At 48.6% G+C, this 17,430-nt stretch carries 16 protein-coding genes; 12 read left to right on the top strand and 4 right to left on the bottom strand.

Annotated features, from left to right (window positions below; genetic code table 11):
• Nucleotides 1–155: 155 nt before the first annotated feature.
• The 4 genes from KQJ23_RS10980 to KQJ23_RS10995 all read left to right on the top strand — a co-directional run bounded on the left by KQJ23_RS10980 (nt 156) and on the right by KQJ23_RS10995 (nt 5,885).
• Nucleotides 156–2,183: a methyl-accepting chemotaxis protein gene (locus tag KQJ23_RS10980; RefSeq protein WP_216478926.1), complete on the top strand. Its 2,028-nt coding sequence runs from the start codon at nt 156–158 to the stop codon at nt 2,181–2,183.
• Between the two features lie 1,020 nt (nt 2,184–3,203).
• A complete protein-coding gene (locus KQJ23_RS10985; RefSeq protein WP_216478927.1) occupies nt 3,204–4,262 on the top strand; it encodes an ABC transporter ATP-binding protein in 1,059 nt (352 codons plus the stop codon).
• Nucleotides 4,259–5,071: an ABC transporter permease gene (locus KQJ23_RS10990; protein ID WP_216478928.1), complete on the top strand. Its 813-nt coding sequence runs from the start codon at nt 4,259–4,261 to the stop codon at nt 5,069–5,071. The genes KQJ23_RS10985 and KQJ23_RS10990 overlap by 4 nt, the downstream gene beginning before the upstream one ends.
• A gap of 4 nt (nt 5,072–5,075) precedes the next feature.
• Nucleotides 5,076–5,885, top strand: coding sequence for an ABC transporter permease (locus KQJ23_RS10995; RefSeq protein WP_249529683.1), 810 nt, complete (start codon nt 5,076–5,078; stop codon nt 5,883–5,885).
• Between the two features lie 73 nt (nt 5,886–5,958).
• Here KQJ23_RS10995 and kduD read toward each other — a convergent pair whose 3' ends face one another.
• The 3 genes from kduD to kduI are packed head-to-tail and all read right to left on the bottom strand — an operon-like array spanning nt 5,959 to nt 8,373.
• Complete coding sequence (gene kduD / locus KQJ23_RS11000; RefSeq protein ID WP_216478929.1) at nt 5,959–6,711, bottom strand: 2-dehydro-3-deoxy-D-gluconate 5-dehydrogenase KduD; 753 nt, start codon at nt 6,709–6,711, stop codon at nt 5,959–5,961.
• Nucleotides 6,712–6,753: 42 nt separating this feature from the next.
• Nucleotides 6,754–7,500: a DeoR/GlpR family DNA-binding transcription regulator gene (locus KQJ23_RS11005; RefSeq protein WP_216478930.1), complete on the bottom strand. Its 747-nt coding sequence runs from the start codon at nt 7,498–7,500 to the stop codon at nt 6,754–6,756.
• 39 nt (nt 7,501–7,539) lie between these two features.
• Nucleotides 7,540–8,373, bottom strand: coding sequence for a 5-dehydro-4-deoxy-D-glucuronate isomerase (kduI, locus tag KQJ23_RS11010; protein WP_216478931.1), 834 nt, complete (start codon nt 8,371–8,373; stop codon nt 7,540–7,542).
• A gap of 352 nt (nt 8,374–8,725) precedes the next feature.
• Between kduI and KQJ23_RS11015 the strand changes: the two genes are divergently transcribed.
• The gene (locus KQJ23_RS11015) at nt 8,726–9,391 is read left to right on the top strand and encodes a bifunctional 2-keto-4-hydroxyglutarate aldolase/2-keto-3-deoxy-6-phosphogluconate aldolase (RefSeq protein WP_216478932.1); all 666 of its coding nucleotides are present in this window, start codon (nt 8,726–8,728) and stop codon (nt 9,389–9,391) included.
• 84 nt (nt 9,392–9,475) lie between these two features.
• Here the strand turns inward: KQJ23_RS11015 and ald are convergent, their stop codons facing one another.
• Nucleotides 9,476–10,603: an alanine dehydrogenase gene (gene ald / locus KQJ23_RS11020; protein ID WP_216478933.1), complete on the bottom strand. Its 1,128-nt coding sequence runs from the start codon at nt 10,601–10,603 to the stop codon at nt 9,476–9,478.
• Nucleotides 10,604–10,759: 156 nt separating this feature from the next.
• On the opposite strand from ald, the gene KQJ23_RS11025 reads away from it, so the two are divergent.
• The 7 genes from KQJ23_RS11025 (at nt 10,760) to KQJ23_RS11055 (ending at nt 17,245) form a co-directional block, all read left to right on the top strand.
• Nucleotides 10,760–11,500 carry a GTP pyrophosphokinase gene (locus KQJ23_RS11025; RefSeq protein WP_216478934.1) on the top strand — a complete coding sequence of 247 codons (741 nt, stop codon included), beginning with the start codon at nt 10,760–10,762 and terminating at the stop codon, nt 11,498–11,500.
• 155 nt (nt 11,501–11,655) lie between these two features.
• Nucleotides 11,656–13,119: a spore germination protein gene (locus KQJ23_RS11030; RefSeq protein ID WP_216478935.1), complete on the top strand. Its 1,464-nt coding sequence runs from the start codon at nt 11,656–11,658 to the stop codon at nt 13,117–13,119.
• A 15-nt stretch (nt 13,120–13,134) separates the two neighbouring features.
• A complete protein-coding gene (locus KQJ23_RS11035) occupies nt 13,135–14,361 on the top strand; it encodes a Ger(x)C family spore germination protein (RefSeq protein WP_216478936.1) in 1,227 nt (408 codons plus the stop codon).
• Entirely contained in the window at nt 14,358–14,579 is a 222-nt protein-coding gene (locus tag KQJ23_RS11040) for a hypothetical protein (RefSeq protein WP_216478937.1), read from the top strand. Before KQJ23_RS11035 ends, KQJ23_RS11040 begins: the two co-directional genes overlap by 4 nt.
• 18 nt (nt 14,580–14,597) lie before the next feature.
• Nucleotides 14,598–15,686, top strand: a complete 1,089-nt coding sequence (locus KQJ23_RS11045) for a GerAB/ArcD/ProY family transporter (protein WP_216478938.1) — start codon at nt 14,598–14,600, stop codon at nt 15,684–15,686.
• Between the two features lie 99 nt (nt 15,687–15,785).
• On the top strand, nt 15,786–16,454 hold the full coding sequence (locus KQJ23_RS11050) for a uracil-DNA glycosylase (RefSeq protein ID WP_216478939.1): 669 nt from the start codon (nt 15,786–15,788) through the stop codon (nt 16,452–16,454).
• 47 nt (nt 16,455–16,501) lie between these two features.
• Complete coding sequence (locus KQJ23_RS11055; RefSeq protein WP_216478940.1) at nt 16,502–17,245, top strand: MOSC domain-containing protein; 744 nt, start codon at nt 16,502–16,504, stop codon at nt 17,243–17,245.
• The last annotated feature ends 185 nt before the right edge of the window (nt 17,246–17,430 follow it).

The following is a 17,430-nucleotide window of genomic DNA, read 5'->3' on the forward strand; positions in this document are numbered from 1 at the left end:
TTTTTATTACTTTCTTCGACAACATTCGTCTTTTTTATCGAAAACTATACAATTAATTCACTCTTGCTCCGATAATATATGTGACTAAGGTCATATAAAAGCACACTGAAGAATGAATTGAAAGTATAGCATTCTTAAGAAGGAAGGGAAATAAAATGAAAATTCAGGCCAAATTAACTATTGTCATTATCGCAGTTACTATGTTTTCAACTTTGCTGATGGGCTTTTTCACAAGAAACAAGTCGATGGATGAGATTACGGAGCTGTCTGAAACGGCTATGAGACAAATGGCGGAGGGGAAAATCGATACGATTCGCGCTTTGATTTCCAAGGAATCCGAGTTTCTTAGGATGGTTGCGGATTACCCCGACATTACCCAGTTGCTGCAATCCTCAGGAGGAGCAAGCCAGAATCAGGAATTATTGAACAATCTCAATGCCAAGCTGCAGGAATGGGTGGATGAAGCAGGCAACTTGGAGCATATTTTCGTAGCGGATATGAAAGGGATTGGAGTGGCAGATAGTGATGCTGCGCTAATCGGCACTGATTTTAGTGAACGGAGTTATTTCAAGCAGGCCGTGGAAACTCAGCAATCCGTGATCAGTGAGACATTGAAATCTAAATCTACGGGCGCTTTCGTAGTAGCTTTTGTGGAGCCGGTTAAGGTAGACGGTCAAATGATCGGATTTGTTGCTGCGGCAGTCAGAAGTGACAGTCTGGTCACTTATCTGGCTAATTCAACTGTGTTGAATGCGAAATCATCTTATGCTTATCTGGCGGATGAGACGGGAACTCTCATCTTTCACCCTGACCCAACCCGAATCGGTACAGTGACAAAGGTTGAAAAAGTTGTTGAAGTCGTAAATAAATTAGCTGCCGGAGAAGAAGTTGTCCCAAGTCACTATGATTACATACTCGATGGTGTGGCAAAGTCTGCTTATTATACGACCATACCGGAAACTGGCTGGACCCTGGTCTTGACGGGAGATGAGAAAGACATTGTCGCTCCGGTTAAAGAGATGATTCTGTTTATCTGGATCATAGGAGCCATCAGCCTTGTGGTTACCATTATTGCGGCAGGCTTGATTGCACGCGGGATTTCCGTTCCGATTATCAAGCTGACGAGCCTGATTGATAAGACAGCTGATCTTGATCTGAAGAGATTGGACGGCTATGACCGTCTTGCCAAAGGCAAGGATGAAATCAGCTTGATGGCAGCAGCAACGCTTAAAACCCGCGAGGTCTTGAGAGAGACGGTTGGAGGTCTTTCCGAAATTTCCTCTAAAGTAGTGAACAATACTGTAGTGCTGGAGCAGCTGTCTACGGATGTCCGGGAAAATGCCCATGACAACGCGGCGACGACGGAGCAACTGTCTGCAGGAATGCAAGAGACAGCAGCGGCGTCGGAGGAAATGACGGCGGCAATTCACGAAATTAACTCTAATGTAAGCTCCATTGCAGATCAGGTTAGAAAAGGTGTCGAGGTCTCGGGGCAAATCACGGAACGCGCCCAGCATCTGCGGCAGGATGCCATGGAATCGTCAGAAAGAACCGAACAAATGTATGGGGAAGTCAGACAGAAGATGGAGCAAGCGATTCAGCAGTCAGCGGCGATCCAGGAGATCGACCAGCTCGCAGCTACGATCCTTGCCATTACGGGCCAGACAAACCTGCTGGCATTGAACGCGGCTATTGAAGCGGCGAGAGCAGGCGAAGCCGGAAAGGGCTTCTCCGTCGTTGCTGGTGAGATTCGCAAGCTGGCGGAGCAATCCTCTCATACAGCTTCAGGTATTAAGGAGATCGTAGAAAATGTGACCTCCTCCGTCAGCGAAATGAAGACTCAGTCTGAAGCCATGCTGGCATTCATTAATGATAGTGTATTGCATGACTATCGCAAGCTGGGGGATGTCAGCGTACAGTACAGCCAAGACGCGGTCATAATCGACGAACTGATGAGTGAGTTCGATAACTCTGCTTCTCAATTGAATTCGACCGTATCCGGTATTTCCACCGCCGTGAACGAAGTGGCCGCTACCATCAATGAAGGAGCTGTCGGCGTACAGGACATTGCCGAGAAGAACTCGGATATTGTGGAGAAAACCTTGGTAGAGGCTGCCAAAGCGGAAGAGACGCTGAATAGTGCTCGGGAGATGGAGCAACTGATGTCCAAGTTTACAATCTAATTAGAAATTCTATCAAAATGGGCTCTCTCAAAGGACTGGATCCGGCGGGAGGGCCTGTTTGTGTTAAGAGACCGGCGCGGCACAGAATTTCTTGGCAGGCGAAGGCAAGCATGAAATGTGCAATAGCGGGAAAGTGTGCAAAACATAAGAAGGCGAGTCAGAGGGGCAACGTGTGAAGAGTTGCTACGATCGCTGTTGTTCGCGGATTTCTTCAATTGGACTAAGTTCTGACAAGGGGGAAATCCGCTCACAAAGGCGACCGCTAACGCCTCTTCACAACCCTTCACACTTATGCCCTTGCTCTTTGCCGTTGCAATTTTAACTGAAAAGCAGTTTGCACATGGCTGCGCCGTAAACTGTGCTGCATTAAGCTTGCCTCTTGCCGTTCTGCGGCATACAAGCTTGGATGCTGCCGTCCGTATGCAGCAGACCCAATTAGCTTTACGTACAGCACCGACTACATACTGTATAGGCTGATTGCAGGGATAGTTGCACTGCCTGCAACTATCCCTGCACAAACTTGTCAAACAGTAAGTCTTAGTAACAAAATGTACAACTAGAGCCACCGACAATCACGACATTGGTTTGCTCCCTCTAACTGTAACTTCGAGTTTTGGCAGGTATAGCAGGGTTGGCTAGGCGTCTTCCCAGTGAAGGTACGATGCTGTATATCCTAATCTTACTGCCTATTACTCGATATAGAGGGTTATAGTGCATTTTGCCCTACAAAGCCGAGCTCAAGAGCCTGCGTTGTTAGGGTATAAGTGTGAAGTGTGTTGAAGAAACGGAGTGTTCGCCTTTGTGAGCAGATTTCTACTTCTACCTTGTTATGGCTTATTCAATCAGGAAATCCGCGAACAACAGCGATCGTAGGCACACTTTACACGTTGCCCCCGGAACGCAGAATCACTGGTCGGCTTTTTGCTGTTCTCTAAGTGGTTCCCTAATTTAAAGGGTAGGAAGAAGAGATATTTTGCTATATAGTAGTAAGATATTGGAAGGCTAGGAGGCACGAAGCGAGTGAGTATCATCGAGGCACGCGGGCTAAAAAAGGTATTCAAGCAAGCGATCAAGGACCCGGGATTAGGTGGGGCGATCAAACATTTGTTTACACAACAGTATCGGGAGAAATATGCGGTAGAGGGAATTGATTTGACGATTGAGGAGGGGGAGACTGTAGCCTACGTTGGTCCCAATGGAGCGGGAAAATCAACGACAATCAAGATGCTCTGCGGAGTACTTATCCCTTCAGGCGGAGAGATTCTCGTAGATGGCCGGGTTCCCCACAAGCAGAGAATGGAGAATGCCCAGCATATCGGTGCGGTATTCGGACAGCGGACTCAGCTCTGGTGGGATATTCCGGTACGTGAATCTCTGACTTTATTGAGAGATATCTATCAGGTTCCTCCGGCTGCATTCAAGAAAAATCTGGATGGATTTACCGAGCTGTTAGGGATGGAGTCCTTCCTCCATCTGTCGGCTCGCAAGCTGTCCTTGGGACAAAGGATGCGTGCCGATTTGGCAGCGGCATTGCTTCATGATCCGAAGATTGTCTATCTCGATGAACCGACGATCGGACTCGATGTGGCGGTTAAGCACCGGATTCGCGATTTTATCAAGGAAATGAACCGGGAGAAAGGCACGACTATGATGCTGACCACGCATGATTTGGGGGATATTGAGAACTTGTGTGAACGGCTGGTTATTATTGATCAAGGCCGGATTATCTACGACGGCAAGTTGCAGGAGGTGAAGGACGCCTTTGCCAGAGAACGAACCATACATACTCAACTCAGTGCGCCGATCGTTGGGGCGGAGGAGCTATTTGCCGATATGCCCGAAGTGACGGTTGAAAGCCGCGATGGCGATGAGGAAAAAGGAGATAGTATTCCTTCATTGTCTATTAAATTTGACCGTTTTCGTTGTACGGCAAGCGAGATTGTGAAGCGGGTCATGAATCACGGAGAGGTTGTCGATTTCAGGATCGATGAGCCGAGCATTGAGGAGATCATTACCCGCGTATATGAAGGACAGTTAGATTCTGCGGCGTTGTCGGAAGCAGGGAAGGGGAGGGAATGAAGGTGTCTGTGGCATCTTTCAAGAAGTACATTACTTTGGCCCTCTGCTCCATGCAGAATACGCTTGCTTACAGACTATCTTTTATATTGAATTTTCTAGCCAGCTTTATCGGACTTATCGCGATGTATTGTCTGTGGCAGGCGGTATATACCGGCAGAGATCAGCTATCCGGGTTTACGTGGGAACAAATGCAGGCTTATCTGCTCGTGACCTTTTTCGTAAATTCCATGCTGTCCTATTATTCTGAATCCAGTATTTCGGGGAAAATCATTGACGGCAGTGTCATGATGGATTTGCTTCGTCCCATCCAGTTCCAGAAGGCACGGCTCGCAGAGACACTTGGCTCTTGTGTGTTGGAAGGTCTGCTAAGCTGCATCTTGATCGGCACCGCCGCTGTGTTTACGCTGGGAATCTCATTGCCGCAGGATGGGGTGGGTATGCTCCAATTCGGGATCAGCATGCTGTCGTCTATTTTTGTGAAATTTTGTATCGTATATATGTCTGCTTTGCTCTGTTTCTGGACAACGAGCAGCTTTGGCATCTATTGGGCGCGAACCTCCATCACGAATTTGTTATCCGGGGCGCTTGTACCGTTGACGTTCTTTCCGGGGTGGCTGGAGTCGCTGGCAATGGCGCTTCCTTTTCAGGGAATTGTCAATACACCGGTCCGAATTGCGCTTGGTATGACGGGAAGAGCGGAAGCCTGGCAGATGATTGGCGTACAATGGATCTGGATTATCCTGCTCTGGCTGCTCGGCAGGTGGCTATGGTCCAGGGCTGTACGGCAAATCACGATTCATGGAGGTTAGTGGGATGGAGATCAGAAATACGCCGCGCCGAATTCTGTATTTATATTGGCGTCTTTACAGCCAACAGCTAAAAGCGATGCTGGAATATTCCGCTGATTTCTACATCATGATCGGGGCTGCTGCTTTGACCCAGATAACCGGATTTTTATTTCTGTGGGTGGTATTCTCCAGAATTCCGGATATTCAAGGATGGGGATTGTGGGAGGTTGCCTTTATGTATGCAGCCATATATGTCTCTGAGGGGGTAGGCTCCTTGTTTTTTGAGGGGACTTGGCGGATGCTGCGGCTGGTCAATTTAGGAGAATTGGACCGCTACCTTGTTCGGCCTGTTCCAATCGTATTGCAAATATTCTGTACGGGAATCGGAATGAACGGGATCGGAAATATATTGATCGGCGGGACGATTATCGGAATATCCTTAAGCCATGTGCAGATGGATTGGAATCTGTCGATGGTTCTGATGGCAATCCTTTTATTTGTCTCGGCGATTACGATCCGTATTGCTATCAATCTGGCTGCGAATTGTTCCTCCTTCTGGATACGAAGCAGCGGAAATGCCTTTCCGATCATGATTCACAATTTAGGCGAGTTCGCCAAATACCCGATTACAATCTTTTCGCTTGGGCTCCAGCTCTTTATTTCAATTGTTGTTCCGTTTGCTTTTGTCAGCTTCTTCCCGGCAGCCGTATTGTTCGGCAAGGAGCCATGGAGCTGGTGGGGATGGTTCGGGCCGCTTGTAGCCGTCTGTGCCGTTTGGCTGTCGCTTGGCTTACTGCGCGTCGGTCTCGGAAAATATGAAAGTGCAGGGAATTAATTAAATAGTGACCATCGTATAAAATCAGCCCCCGGGAGTCTATTTCCGGGGGCTGATCTATTGATTGCTATCATTATCTGGCCATCCATCCGCCATCCACACAGAGGATATGTCCATTTAAATAGTCGGCTGCCGAAGAAGCCAAGAAGATCGCAGGTCCCTTCAGATCATCGGGGGTTCCCCAGCGTCCTGCCGGAATCCGGTCGGTAATCGAGGCGGTGCGGTTCTCGTCGGCGCGGATCGGTGCAGTATTGTCTGTAGCCATGTATCCCGGCGCAATCGCATTAATCTGCACTCCGCCCGAAGCCCATTCATTGGCGAAGGCCCGAGTGAGCCCGGCGACACCGTGCTTGGAGGCGGTGTATCCCGGCACATTGATGCCGCCCTGATAGGACAGCATCGAGCAGATGTTGATGATTTTTCCGCTGCCCCGTTCCAGCATATGTCTTCCGGCAATCTGCGATAGCAGGAATACGGTATTCAGATTAATGTCGATCACCTCGAACCAATCTTTAGCCGGGTGGTCTTTCGCCGGCGCACGTCGGATAATGCCGGCGTTGTTCACCAGGATATCCACTTTCCCGGTCAGGGCGAGCGCTTGGTCAAAGGTGCTTTGCAGTTGGTCGTGATCGCTAAGATCCACTTCGATAGACAATGCTTTTCTTCCCAATGTATTAACCCGGTCCACAGTTTCTTGACTGGAGCCAAGAGAAGCACATACTACATCGGCTCCCGCTTCGGCCAGTGCAATTGAAATTCCTTGTCCCAGTCCGCTGGCAGCTCCGGTGACCAGGGCGGTTTTTCCTGAAAGGTCAAATAAATTCATTCCGTTCACTCCTCAATTATAAATGAAATAAGTCGGAAATCGTTACACGATAATTACGCCTGCATCTTTATAAGGCTTGGCCGTATCGTTCGGCAGATCATCCGTAATAATGCGGGTTAATTCATCTAATGTAGCAAAGGTACGCAGCGCTGTTTGTCCGAATTTATGATGGTTGATGACAGCAATCACCTCTCGGGCAGTCTCTATCAGCGCGCGCTTAAATTCGATCAATTCACCGGTATAGATGGACAGGCCGTGCTGGGGATGAATACCTGTTGCCGATATATAAGCCTTTTGGATATTCAATTGCTTGATGTATGAGCTGGCTTCCGGACCGGCAAGCATATTCCGGACACGGTGTCCGCCGGGTACGACGAGACGAATCATATCCTTGGAGGCCAACTCGCTGATGATATACACATCATTCGTGATGACGGTTAACGGCTGATTCTCCAGATGCCGGGCAATCTCCAGCGTAGTGCTGCCACCGTCCAGCGCGATAATATCATGAGGCAGGATTTCCTGAATCACCTTTGCGGCAATACTTGCCTTCTCCGCAGCATGCTTGATGACAGGTGCCTTGGAAGACAGGATACCAAGCTGATCGCTTTGCGCAAGAACTGCGCCGCCGTGTATTCTGGCAATAAGGCCTTGCTCCTCTAATCGCGTCAGATCCTCGCGGATGGTTTTGCCGGTAACACCAAGCTTGTCGCTGAGCTCTGCCACGGTGACTTCCTTTTTCGTTAGCAGAACCTCCATAATTTTCTCGTATCGCCGTATTGAACTCATCGTGTACTCAACTCTTCCGTTCTAGATTGACATTCGGTTCTATTTTAAAGCTTTCATAGAAACCGCGTCCATATCCGCGTACTTTTTATTATCTCCAGCCATACTCCAGATAAAAGTATAGTTATTGGTGCCGGCACCGCTATGAATGGACCAGCTTGGTGAAATTACCGCTTCCTCGTTCCGCATGACGATGTGCCGAGTTTCGCTCGGCTCTCCCATCAAGTGAATGACTACGGCGTCCTCGGGAAGATCAAAGTACATATAGGCCTCCATTCGGCGCGGATGCACATGTGCTGGCATGGTATTCCACATGCTGCCCGATTTCAGCTGAGTCATTCCCATGACCAATTGTGAGCTCTGGATGCCGCTCTCGTGAATAAAACGATGAATCGTTCGTTCGTTCGAATTCTCAATCGAACCCATAGCCCCGGATTCTGCCTCGGCGAGCGTTGTCTTGGCAGTAGGGAATTCCTTGTGCGCCGGAGCCGAGTTGAGGTAGAACCTAGCCGGATTGGCAGCATCCTTGCTGCGGAAAATAACTTCTCTGGAGCCCATCCCAATGTATAGGCAGTCCTTCCGTTCCAGATCATAGGCCGTGCCGTCGACGAGAATGATGCCAGGGCCGCCAACGTTGATTACACCGAGTTCCCGGCGCTCCAGAAAGTACTCGACACCCAGCTCCCTCAGATCGGTCTCCAGCTTCACGTCCGAGTTCACAGGTGCAGCTCCGCCGATGATCATTCGATCCTCATGAGTCAGAACAAGCTCCAACGCATTAGGGGTGAACAGCTTCGGAATATGAAATTCCTGGCGGAGACGCTCAGTGTCAAATTGCTTGACTTGACTTGGGTGTGATGCATAACGTCGTTCCATGAGATTGAATCGCTCCTTTTACGTTTGTTTATGTTCATATCGTTCATTTAGGTTTATATTATGTCATGAGGGATAAATTTGCAAGCTTTAAATTCCGGACTATAAATTGATTGAAGAGCCTGTGTAGAATAGGCATAAGTGGAAGCGTTAAAAGCTTTCCGTAAGAAAGCTGCTGTGGAAGCATAAATCACAAGCGTTCACCTTTATAAGTAGATTTCTACCCTTTATTTAGTTGTAAGTTCATTTGAAAAAAAAGAGAACAGGTCTATCAAAAAAGTTCATTTAGGTTTATTATGTGAAGAAGAAAGTAGAGTCGATATTCCGTATAAGATCAAAATGGGGAGAGACGCAAATGAAAAAGCTGCAATTGGTTCAAAAAATCGTAGAAGAGGGCGTTGTTGCTGTACTTCGCGGAGATACGCCCGAGCAGGTCGCGGAAATGGCCGAGCAGGCCATCGCAGGGGGAATCAAGGTTATTGAAATTACTATGACGGTGCCTTATGCACTCAAAGCTATTGAGACTCTCTCGCAAAAATATGCGTGGGATGCCGGCTCGCCGGAGCAGTATGCTATTATTGGGGTCGGTACGGTACTGGATCCGGAAACGGCTCGGGCAGCGATTCTTGCCGGAGCCCAGTTTGTGGTGGGACCCTCCTTGAATAGAGAGACCGTTCAGCTTTGCAACCGCTATCGAATTCCTGTGATGCCTGGCTGCATGACCATTCGGGATATCCAGGAAGCCTTGGAATTGGGAGTGGATATCGTCAAGCTCTTCCCGGGTAATCTGTATGATCCGTCGATGATCAAAGCGATTAAGGGCCCGCTGCCACAGGCGAACGTCATGCCTACTGGCGGAGTGTCTCTGGACAATCTGGCGGAATGGATCAAGGCAGGGGCCGTGGCCGTCGGGATTGGTTCGGACTTGACAAGTGAAGCACTCAAGAAGCAGGATTACAGCTTGATCAGCCAGAAATCGGCACAATACAAAGAAGCCTATCTGCAGGCTAAAAAGAAATAATGACAATAAAAAGCGCTTGTCTGTAAGGTGGATCCGTGAATTTCCGGGGATCACACCATACAGGCAAGCGCCATTTTTTTGTGCTTACATGGGGGGCAGCTTCAAAGCTTCTTCGACCGGTACATACGTGTAATTAAGATCACGGGCAACGGAAGGGTGGGTCACAGCTCCGCCCGCCACGTTCACCCCTTTGCGCAGGGCCAGATTACCGGCTACTGCTGCGTGAACGCCCTTATTGGCGATCTCAAGCGCATAGGGTACAGTTGCATTTACCAGGGCCATAGTGGATGTTCTTGGAACCGCACCAGGCATGTTGGCTACTGCGTAGTGAACAACCCCGTGCTTCACATAGGTCGGATCGGAGTGCAGCGTGACACGGTCAATTGTCTCGAAAATACCGCCCTGATCAATGGCCACATCAATAATGACCGATCCGGGCATCATTGCCTTAACGGTCTCCTCGCGAACGAGCTTTGGAGCTTTTGCACCTGGAATTAATACCGCTCCGATGACGAGATCGCTTCGCCGTACACATTCATCTATGGATTGCGGGTTAGACATCATGGTCTGGACAGAAGCGCCAAATTGCTCCTCCAGTTGGCGAAGACGCAACGGATCCAGATCCAGGATGGTGACCTCTGCGCCGAGACCGGCGGCAATTTTTGCAGCATTCATGCCGACCACGCCACCTCCGATGATCGTAACCCTTCCGCGCTTGACGCCGGGAACGCCGCCGAGCAGGATGCCTTTACCGCCATAGGGCTTCTCCAGGAACTGGGCCCCGATCTGTACAGACATCCGGCCGGCTACCTCGCTCATCGGCATTAACAGAGGAAGGGCATGATTGGCCTCCACCGTTTCGTATGCGATAGCGGTGACTCCCTTTTCCTTTAACACTTCCGCTAATGCCGGCTCAGCAGCCAGGTGCAAATAAGTGAACAGGATCAGCCCCTCGCGCAACATACGATATTCCTCCGGCTGGGGTTCCTTTACCTTCATGATCAAATCGGACTTTGCCCAGACATCTCCGGCAAGCTCCAGAATATCGGCTCCTGCATGAACGTATTCCTCGTCACTAAATCCACTGCCTGCTCCTGCAAGATGCTCAATGTGCACCTGATGCCCCGCATTAGTCAGCAGGGATACTCCCGAAGGGGTCAGGGCCACCCGATTTTCATTATTTTTAATCTCCTTCGGCACACCGATAATCATGATGTTTCCTCCTCATATCAATAAACATTACTACAAGTATATCCTTCTGACGTTATCGGGAATAGGGGGAAGCCAGGAAAATTGAATTGGCCTGCCTGAATCGACTATAATTTAAATGTGGCAAAACGGTAAGCTGACAAAAGGAGAAATTGGACTATGAATGCATTATTTCCAATCGAACAATTAAAAAAGATGAAGTATGACCTGACCCGCTTCTTGCTGGTATACAAATTTGCGCTCGATGAAATCGAGACCAAAATTGATATTTTGAAGGAAGAGTTCCAGTCTTTGCATGATTACAGCCCGATCGAGCACACCAAGTCCCGCATTAAGTCGCCGGAGAGTATTATGAACAAGATGCTTCGGAAAAATCATGAATTTTCGCTGGACGGAATTCGTGATAATATCAAGGATATTGCGGGATTAAGAATAACCTGTTCCTTTATCTCGGATATCTATGCGGTCAAGGATATGCTGGCGAACCAGGATGATCTGAAGGTTTTGGAGATTAAAGATTATATCAAGCACCCTAAGCCCAATGGATATCGCAGCCTTCATATGTTGGTTGAGGTTCCGGTCTTTATGTCCGACTGTTGTGAGCATGTCTGTGTTGAGGTACAGATTCGGACGATTGCGATGGATTTCTGGGCCAGTCTGGAGCATAAGATCTTCTATAAGTACAGTCAGGCGATTCCCGAACGTCTGCTTAATGAACTGAAAAATGCGGCGGAAGCTGCGAATTCGCTTGATTTGCAGATGGAGCGGCTGCACCGGGAGATTAAAGATATCAAGGATGCCAACGGTGACAGCGAATTCGATGAGCTCCGCCGGATTATGATCAATAATCAGCAGTTCGCGCTTCCGGCAGGATTCATGCAGCTGCTGACGGATGAATAGAATAGGCTTGAACATAAGCAGCTTTGTCCTCCCTGTGAGGATAAGGCTGTTTTTTCTTTTGTAGGGGACTTGGCCGAATTCGCCTAGCAAAGGATAGCAAGAATAATTTATACAGCAAAAGGGATATTAAGGGTGTATTGGAGGAGGCTGGTTACATGAATCAAGTGGAGCATTCCGGGTGGGAGCATGAACACATTCACAGCGAACGCACTCAATTCGTCGAGGTACTTAAGCATCGGCTTGGCGACAGCCCGGATATTATTTACAGGGATATTGCTTATCGGAATAATACGGTGCTGATCGTATATGTGGAGGGCATGTCAGATCCCAAATCTCTTATCGACGGCATGCTGGAGAATTTAGACGCTGCGGATTCTTCCGGGGAGGAATCACCGGAACAGGCGTATGAAAGACTCAAGAAGCAGGGGATTACGATGGGAAGGGTAAGAGATACGGATCATTACACGGAGCTGATCAGCGCCTTGCTCGCTGGAGGCTCGATCATTTTTGTCGAAGGACATTCCATATGCCTGCTTGTGGGAACGGAAAGCTTGAAGCAGCGGGGCGTGGAGGAGGCCAGCTCCCAATCCGTCGTCAGAGGGCCGCGGGAGGGCTTCACAGAATCGCTTAGAAATAATACCGCTTTGGTCAGAAGACGTATTCAAAGCCCGATGGTTAGAATAGAACAGCGTCGCTTGGGGGAGCAGACAAGAACAAACATCGCCATCATGTATATGGAGGGCATGGCCGATAAGGATGTTCTTAATGAACTGCGCACCCGACTCGATCAAGCCCAATTATCAAGTGTGCTGGAGAGCAGCTACATCGAGGAAATGATTCAGGATCGACGCTACAGTCCTTTTCCAACGATATTTAATTCAGAGCGTCCGGATGTGATCGCATCAGCTATTCTGGAGGGAAGAGTAGCTATTCTTATGGAAGGGACACCCTTTGTTTTAATTGTCCCGTCCCTGTTTGTTCAAGCCTTTCAATCCAGCGAGGACTACTACCAGCGTGCGGATTTTGCCAGTCTGGTCCGTCTGCTAAGATATTTTTGTTTCGTTCTGGCTTTATTGACGCCTTCTTTTTATATCGCCATCACTACCTTTCATCAGGAAATGATCCCTACCAATTTGCTGATCAGCTTGATCGGGCAACGGGAAGGGGTTCCTTTTCCGGCTTTTGTGGAAGCCTTGATTATGGAGATTACCTTTGAGATTCTACGGGAAGCGGGAATCAGACTGCCCAAGTCCATCGGTCAATCCGTCTCCATCGTAGGCACGCTGGTTATAGGACAAGCGGCGGTGGACGCCGGGCTGGTATCCGCGGCCATGGTAATCGTAGTAGCTATTACAGCAATCGCCAACTTTGCTTTACCTGCGTTCAATCTGGGGATTTCAGTACGGATGCTTCGGTTTCTCCTGATGGCGATTGCAGCCTCCTTCGGACTGTACGGGATCATGATCTCTCTGATCACTATCGCGCTCCATTTATGCAGCCTTCAATCGCTGGGCGTTCCCTATATGAGCTCTTTGGCTCCCTTAAAACGCAACAGCCAGAAGGATACTCTATTGCGGCTATCCCAGCGCATGGTCAAAAAACACTTCAGAGAAAACTAAAAGCGGGGAACGCTTATGTTACGTACAAAGCAAAAAGTTAGTCATATCAGCTTCCTTCTATTACTGGCTATACTTCTGGCGATTCTTCCAGGTTGCTGGAGTAAAAAGGAATTAAACGAGCTGGCTATCGTTATGGCGATGGGCATCGATTATGACGAATCCGATTATGAAGTATCGATTCAGGTCATGAAGTCAAGCGAGATTGGAAAGTCGGAAGGCAGGGCAGCCGGCGGAGCGCCTGTAATAACTTACAAAACGGTCGGCAAGACGATTCCTGAAGCGTTGCAGCGCATGTTAAGCGTCGCGCCCCGGGTTCCTTACCTTTCCCATGTCAGAGTACTCATCTTCGGTGAGAGCCTGGCACGTTCGGGGGTAAGCGATGCGCTGGACTTTCTCTCAAGAAACCAGCAGCTTCGCACCGATTTTTTCATGCTTGTCAGTAAAGGCGGCAAGGCTGCCGAAATTCTTGACGTGGTCACCTCCTTCGAGAACATTCCGGCCAATTCGCTCTATTCCTCGATTCTCTTATCCGAGAAGAAATGGGCGGTTACTAGCAGGGTGACCCTGCAGCAATTCATTACGCAGATGGAGAGACAAGGCTCCAATCCGGTACTGCCGGGTGTACAAGTCGTGGGAAATAAAGAGAAAGGGGAATCGCCTGATAACAAAAAAAGAGTGGTGCCGATTACGCTTCTCAAGCACGTGGGTCTGGCGGTATTTAATCGTGACCGGCTGGTCGGATGGTTGGGGGAGCCGTTAAGCAAGAGCACTAACTATGCGCTGAATGAGGTCAATACCACCTCCGGGTACATCGAGGGGCCTGAGGGAGGAATCGTTGGCTTTGAAGTAAGGAGAACAAAGAGCGACATTAAGGTGAAATTGGGCGAAGACAATATTCCCGAGTTTACCGTTAAAATGACGATGGAGACTGACCTGAACTCAGTCCAAAGCACGGTGGATCTGCAAAAATCTGACACGGTTGAATGGATCAACAGGAAAATTGAGCAAAAGGTGGACAACTATGTCACGCGGGATCTTCGAATTATTCAGGAGAAATACGGTACCGACGTATTCGGCTTTGGCGAGGCGCTTCACCGGAAGTATCCCAAGCTGTGGAAGAAGCTGAGAAACCATTGGGATGAGCAATTTAAACAATGCAAAATCACCGTGAAATCAAAAGTGGCTGTTAGAAGGATCGGCTCCATTGTTCAACCTGTAAAGCGGGAGATGAAAGAACAATGAACTGGTATATTATTTTGCTGCTGGTTATGGTATACACCCTCATTAAAGAGGGATTGCAACTCAAGAAACGGGCATTGCGCAGGGACCGTATCGTCTTTACCTTGCTATGGATGATGACTCTTGCTGTTCTGTTGACGGAATGGCGGGGAAATTCTGTGATCCGGCCCTTGGATTGGATTCGAGCGGCAACCTGGCCATTAAGCCGCTGGCTTGGCTAAATATATGGGGGAATAACTATGAAAACACCGTCCATTACAATCGACCAATTTTTTATTTTGACCTTTGGATTGACCATGGGCACTTCGATCTTGGTCACCCCGTCCGGGCTTGCCGGCATTGCGCGGGAGGATGCGTGGTTGGCCGCATTACTATCTATGGCCATCAACCTGCTTATGGTCTGTATCTATATCGTACTTACCCGACTTTACCCAGGCAGCAATTTATTTGAACTATTCGAGAATATCCTTGGAAAATGGTGCGGCAAAGCCTTGTCTCTGTTTTATCTCTTTTACATATTGATTTTAACCGGGACACTGCTTGGTAATCTTGGGTTTTTCCTGACGAGCGAGATGATACCCGAAACCCCGATCGAAGCGACCCAAATCTTATTTCTCATTGCGGCAGTTGTATGTGCAAGGCTTGGTATTGTTGTATTGGCAAGAGTTGGAGAGTTAATGTTTCCTTTTATCATCGTGCTGTTCCTTGTGCTTGTTCTAACGCTGATTCCGCAGATTCACTTGGATTTCATTCTCCCCATCTTCGATGACGGAATTGCCCCTATTATTAAGGCAGGTTCCCACGCTGCGGTATTTCAAGAATTGCTTATTATGATGGTATTCATTCCATTAGTCCAGGAGAAGAAGAAGGGGGAACGGGCTTATCTCGGAGGTGCATTGCTAGGAGGGATATTTCTTACACTTCTTGTTTTACTTAGTGTGCTGGTTCTTGGGATTGAACAGACAGAAAACAGTTCATTTCCGGCCTACGCCTTGGCTAAGACGATTAATGTGGGGAATTTCCTGCAGCGTGTGGAAGGAATTCTGGTGATGATATGGATTTTGACCTTTTTCATTAAAATCTCACTGTTATTCTTCTCCATGCTGAAAGGAATGAGAGTTGTGTTTGGTTTGAAGGAAGAGGGGATGCTAATTAATACGTTTTCTGTGCTCATCATTCTGGTCGCATGGGAAACCTACGTCAATTCCGTGTACATAGGAGAAATCATTCAAAAGGTCTGGTTCAGCTATGCCCTGCTCCATTTGGTCTTTGTCCCGTTTCTGCTCTGCCTGATCGGAATAATCAAGCGAAGACTGCTTCGAAAATAAGGTGAATTTGACTTCTTTGCTTTGTTCATTCATTGCTTGACCTCGCTCTCTCAGATAGAATAATAGGCAGAGTGTTCTACAAGAGAGGAGCCGCCAAAGATGTTTGGTAACGATTGGGATATTGTTTTACAGGATGAAATCGAGAAATCATACTTTCAAGAGCTTCGCTATGCGCTGGCCCGTGAATACAAACTACATACCGTATTTCCGCCCAAAGAGCTATTATTTTCCGCGTTGAAGCTGACACCTTATGAGAGCACGCGAGTCGTCATACTTGGTCAGGACCCTTATCACGGTCCGGGGCAGGCGCATGGCCTGAGCTTCTCGGTGAAGCCGGGAGTGCGTATTCCTCCTTCCCTGCAAAATATATATAAGGAGCTGGAGCAGGATCTTGGCCTGCAGCCGCCGAACCACGGCTATCTGCTGCCTTGGGCAGAGCAGGGAGTGCTGCTTCTGAATGCGGTATTGACTGTACGGCAGGGCCAGCCTAATTCCCATAAAGGGCTGGGCTGGGAGCAGTTCACCGATGCGGTAATGATGAAATTGAATGAGCGTGAGGCGCCGCTGGTGTTCATCCTTTGGGGAAGCTATGCCCAGCAAAAGGGAGCCTTTATTGACCGGGATCGTCATATGGTGATTCAATCTCCGCATCCCAGTCCGTTTTCGGCGCATAGAGGTTTCTTAGGCAGCAGGCCTTTTTCACGAACAAATACCTTTCTTGAACAGCATGGCATGCCGAAGATTGACTGGGCGTTGCCGAACCTGTAAGCAGCAGATGAAGGGATATGACACTATACAACAGGGAGAGCAGAGCTATGCAACCGATCATCGGTGAGATCCGGGACATCAACCGCTACCCGGTAAAATCATTTGCAGGAGAAGCGCTGGAAGTATGCGATATAGAGCCTTATGGCCTGGTGGGCGACCGGTTTTGCGCATTTTATGATGAGACCAAAGAAGGCTGGTCGCGCTTCGTAACGGCAAGGAATATTCCCGGTCTGTTATCCTATCATGCCAAATTCATCGATGGTGCTATCGAAGTAACCACTCCTGAAGGGACAGTCCTCGGCTGGGATGAGCGGCTCCTGGACGAAATTCAGAAGCTGTCCAAGAAGCCGATAACCATGTCCAGGCTGCGTGATCCGCACCCGCAATTTCCGCATTTGCTGTCCGTGGATGAGGCAAGTGTGCTTATTGTTACAGATGCAAGCCTGAGAAGGCTGGAAGAGGTATGGGGCCAGCCCGTGGATCATCGGCGGTTCCGGGGTAATTTTGTTGTAGCGGTGAGAGATGATTCTATCTTTGAAGGGGACTGGATCGGACAGCGTCTCGGCATTGGCGAGGCGGAATTACAGATAGACAGTTACTGCGAGCGTTGTGTCATGATTACGATGAACCCGGATAACCTGGACAGAGATCCTTCTTTGCTAAAGAAGGTGCACCAGAATTTCTCTCTTCGGTTTGGGGTATATGCTTCTGTCGTAAAGCCGGGGAGGGTTCAATTAGGCGACCAGGTGAAGCTGCTTGACAACCCGGAGGCAGACGCATTGCGCGCCTAGAATTCGGAATAGGTAAGGGTGTTCTTCTTCATCACAGATGAATGAAGGGACACTCTTGTTTTTTTTACAAAATTATGAAAATTTAGATATTCAAAAGATATAAATTGGTATATAATGGACTTAAACCTAATGATAGCGCTTCCAATTTGGGTTTCAGAGTACGGCGCGCGACGTGCTTTGAGATA

The organism is Paenibacillus brevis (genome assembly GCF_018919145.1).
GTDB lineage: Bacteria > Bacillota > Bacilli > Paenibacillales > Paenibacillaceae > Fontibacillus > Fontibacillus brevis.

Excerpts from the sequence above, each read along its gene's own strand:
- KQJ23_RS10980 (WP_216478926.1), top strand. The coding sequence starts at position 156 with ATGAAAATTCAGGCCAAATTAACTATTGTCATTATCGCAGTTACTATG.
- KQJ23_RS11005 (WP_216478930.1), bottom strand. The coding sequence starts at position 7,500 with ATGAGTTCAATACGGCGATACGAGAAAATTATGGAGGTTCTGCTAACG.
- ald (WP_216478933.1), bottom strand. The coding sequence starts at position 10,603 with ATGATTATCGGTGTGCCGAAGGAGATTAAAAATAATGAAAATCGGGTG.
- KQJ23_RS11045 (WP_216478938.1), top strand. The coding sequence starts at position 14,598 with ATGAAAACACCGTCCATTACAATCGACCAATTTTTTATTTTGACCTTT.
- KQJ23_RS11015 (WP_216478932.1), top strand. The coding sequence starts at position 8,726 with ATGAAAAAGCTGCAATTGGTTCAAAAAATCGTAGAAGAGGGCGTTGTT.
- KQJ23_RS11025 (WP_216478934.1), top strand. The coding sequence starts at position 10,760 with ATGAATGCATTATTTCCAATCGAACAATTAAAAAAGATGAAGTATGAC.
- KQJ23_RS11050 (WP_216478939.1), top strand. The coding sequence starts at position 15,786 with ATGTTTGGTAACGATTGGGATATTGTTTTACAGGATGAAATCGAGAAA.
- KQJ23_RS11040 (WP_216478937.1), top strand. The coding sequence starts at position 14,358 with ATGAACTGGTATATTATTTTGCTGCTGGTTATGGTATACACCCTCATT.
- KQJ23_RS11030 (WP_216478935.1), top strand. The coding sequence starts at position 11,656 with ATGAATCAAGTGGAGCATTCCGGGTGGGAGCATGAACACATTCACAGC.
- kduI (WP_216478931.1), bottom strand. The coding sequence starts at position 8,373 with ATGGAACGACGTTATGCATCACACCCAAGTCAAGTCAAGCAATTTGAC.
- KQJ23_RS11055 (WP_216478940.1), top strand. The coding sequence starts at position 16,502 with ATGCAACCGATCATCGGTGAGATCCGGGACATCAACCGCTACCCGGTA.
- KQJ23_RS10990 (WP_216478928.1), top strand. The coding sequence starts at position 4,259 with ATGAAGGTGTCTGTGGCATCTTTCAAGAAGTACATTACTTTGGCCCTC.
- KQJ23_RS11035 (WP_216478936.1), top strand. The coding sequence starts at position 13,135 with ATGTTACGTACAAAGCAAAAAGTTAGTCATATCAGCTTCCTTCTATTA.
- KQJ23_RS10995 (WP_249529683.1), top strand. The coding sequence starts at position 5,076 with ATGGAGATCAGAAATACGCCGCGCCGAATTCTGTATTTATATTGGCGT.
- kduD (WP_216478929.1), bottom strand. The coding sequence starts at position 6,711 with ATGAATTTATTTGACCTTTCAGGAAAAACCGCCCTGGTCACCGGAGCT.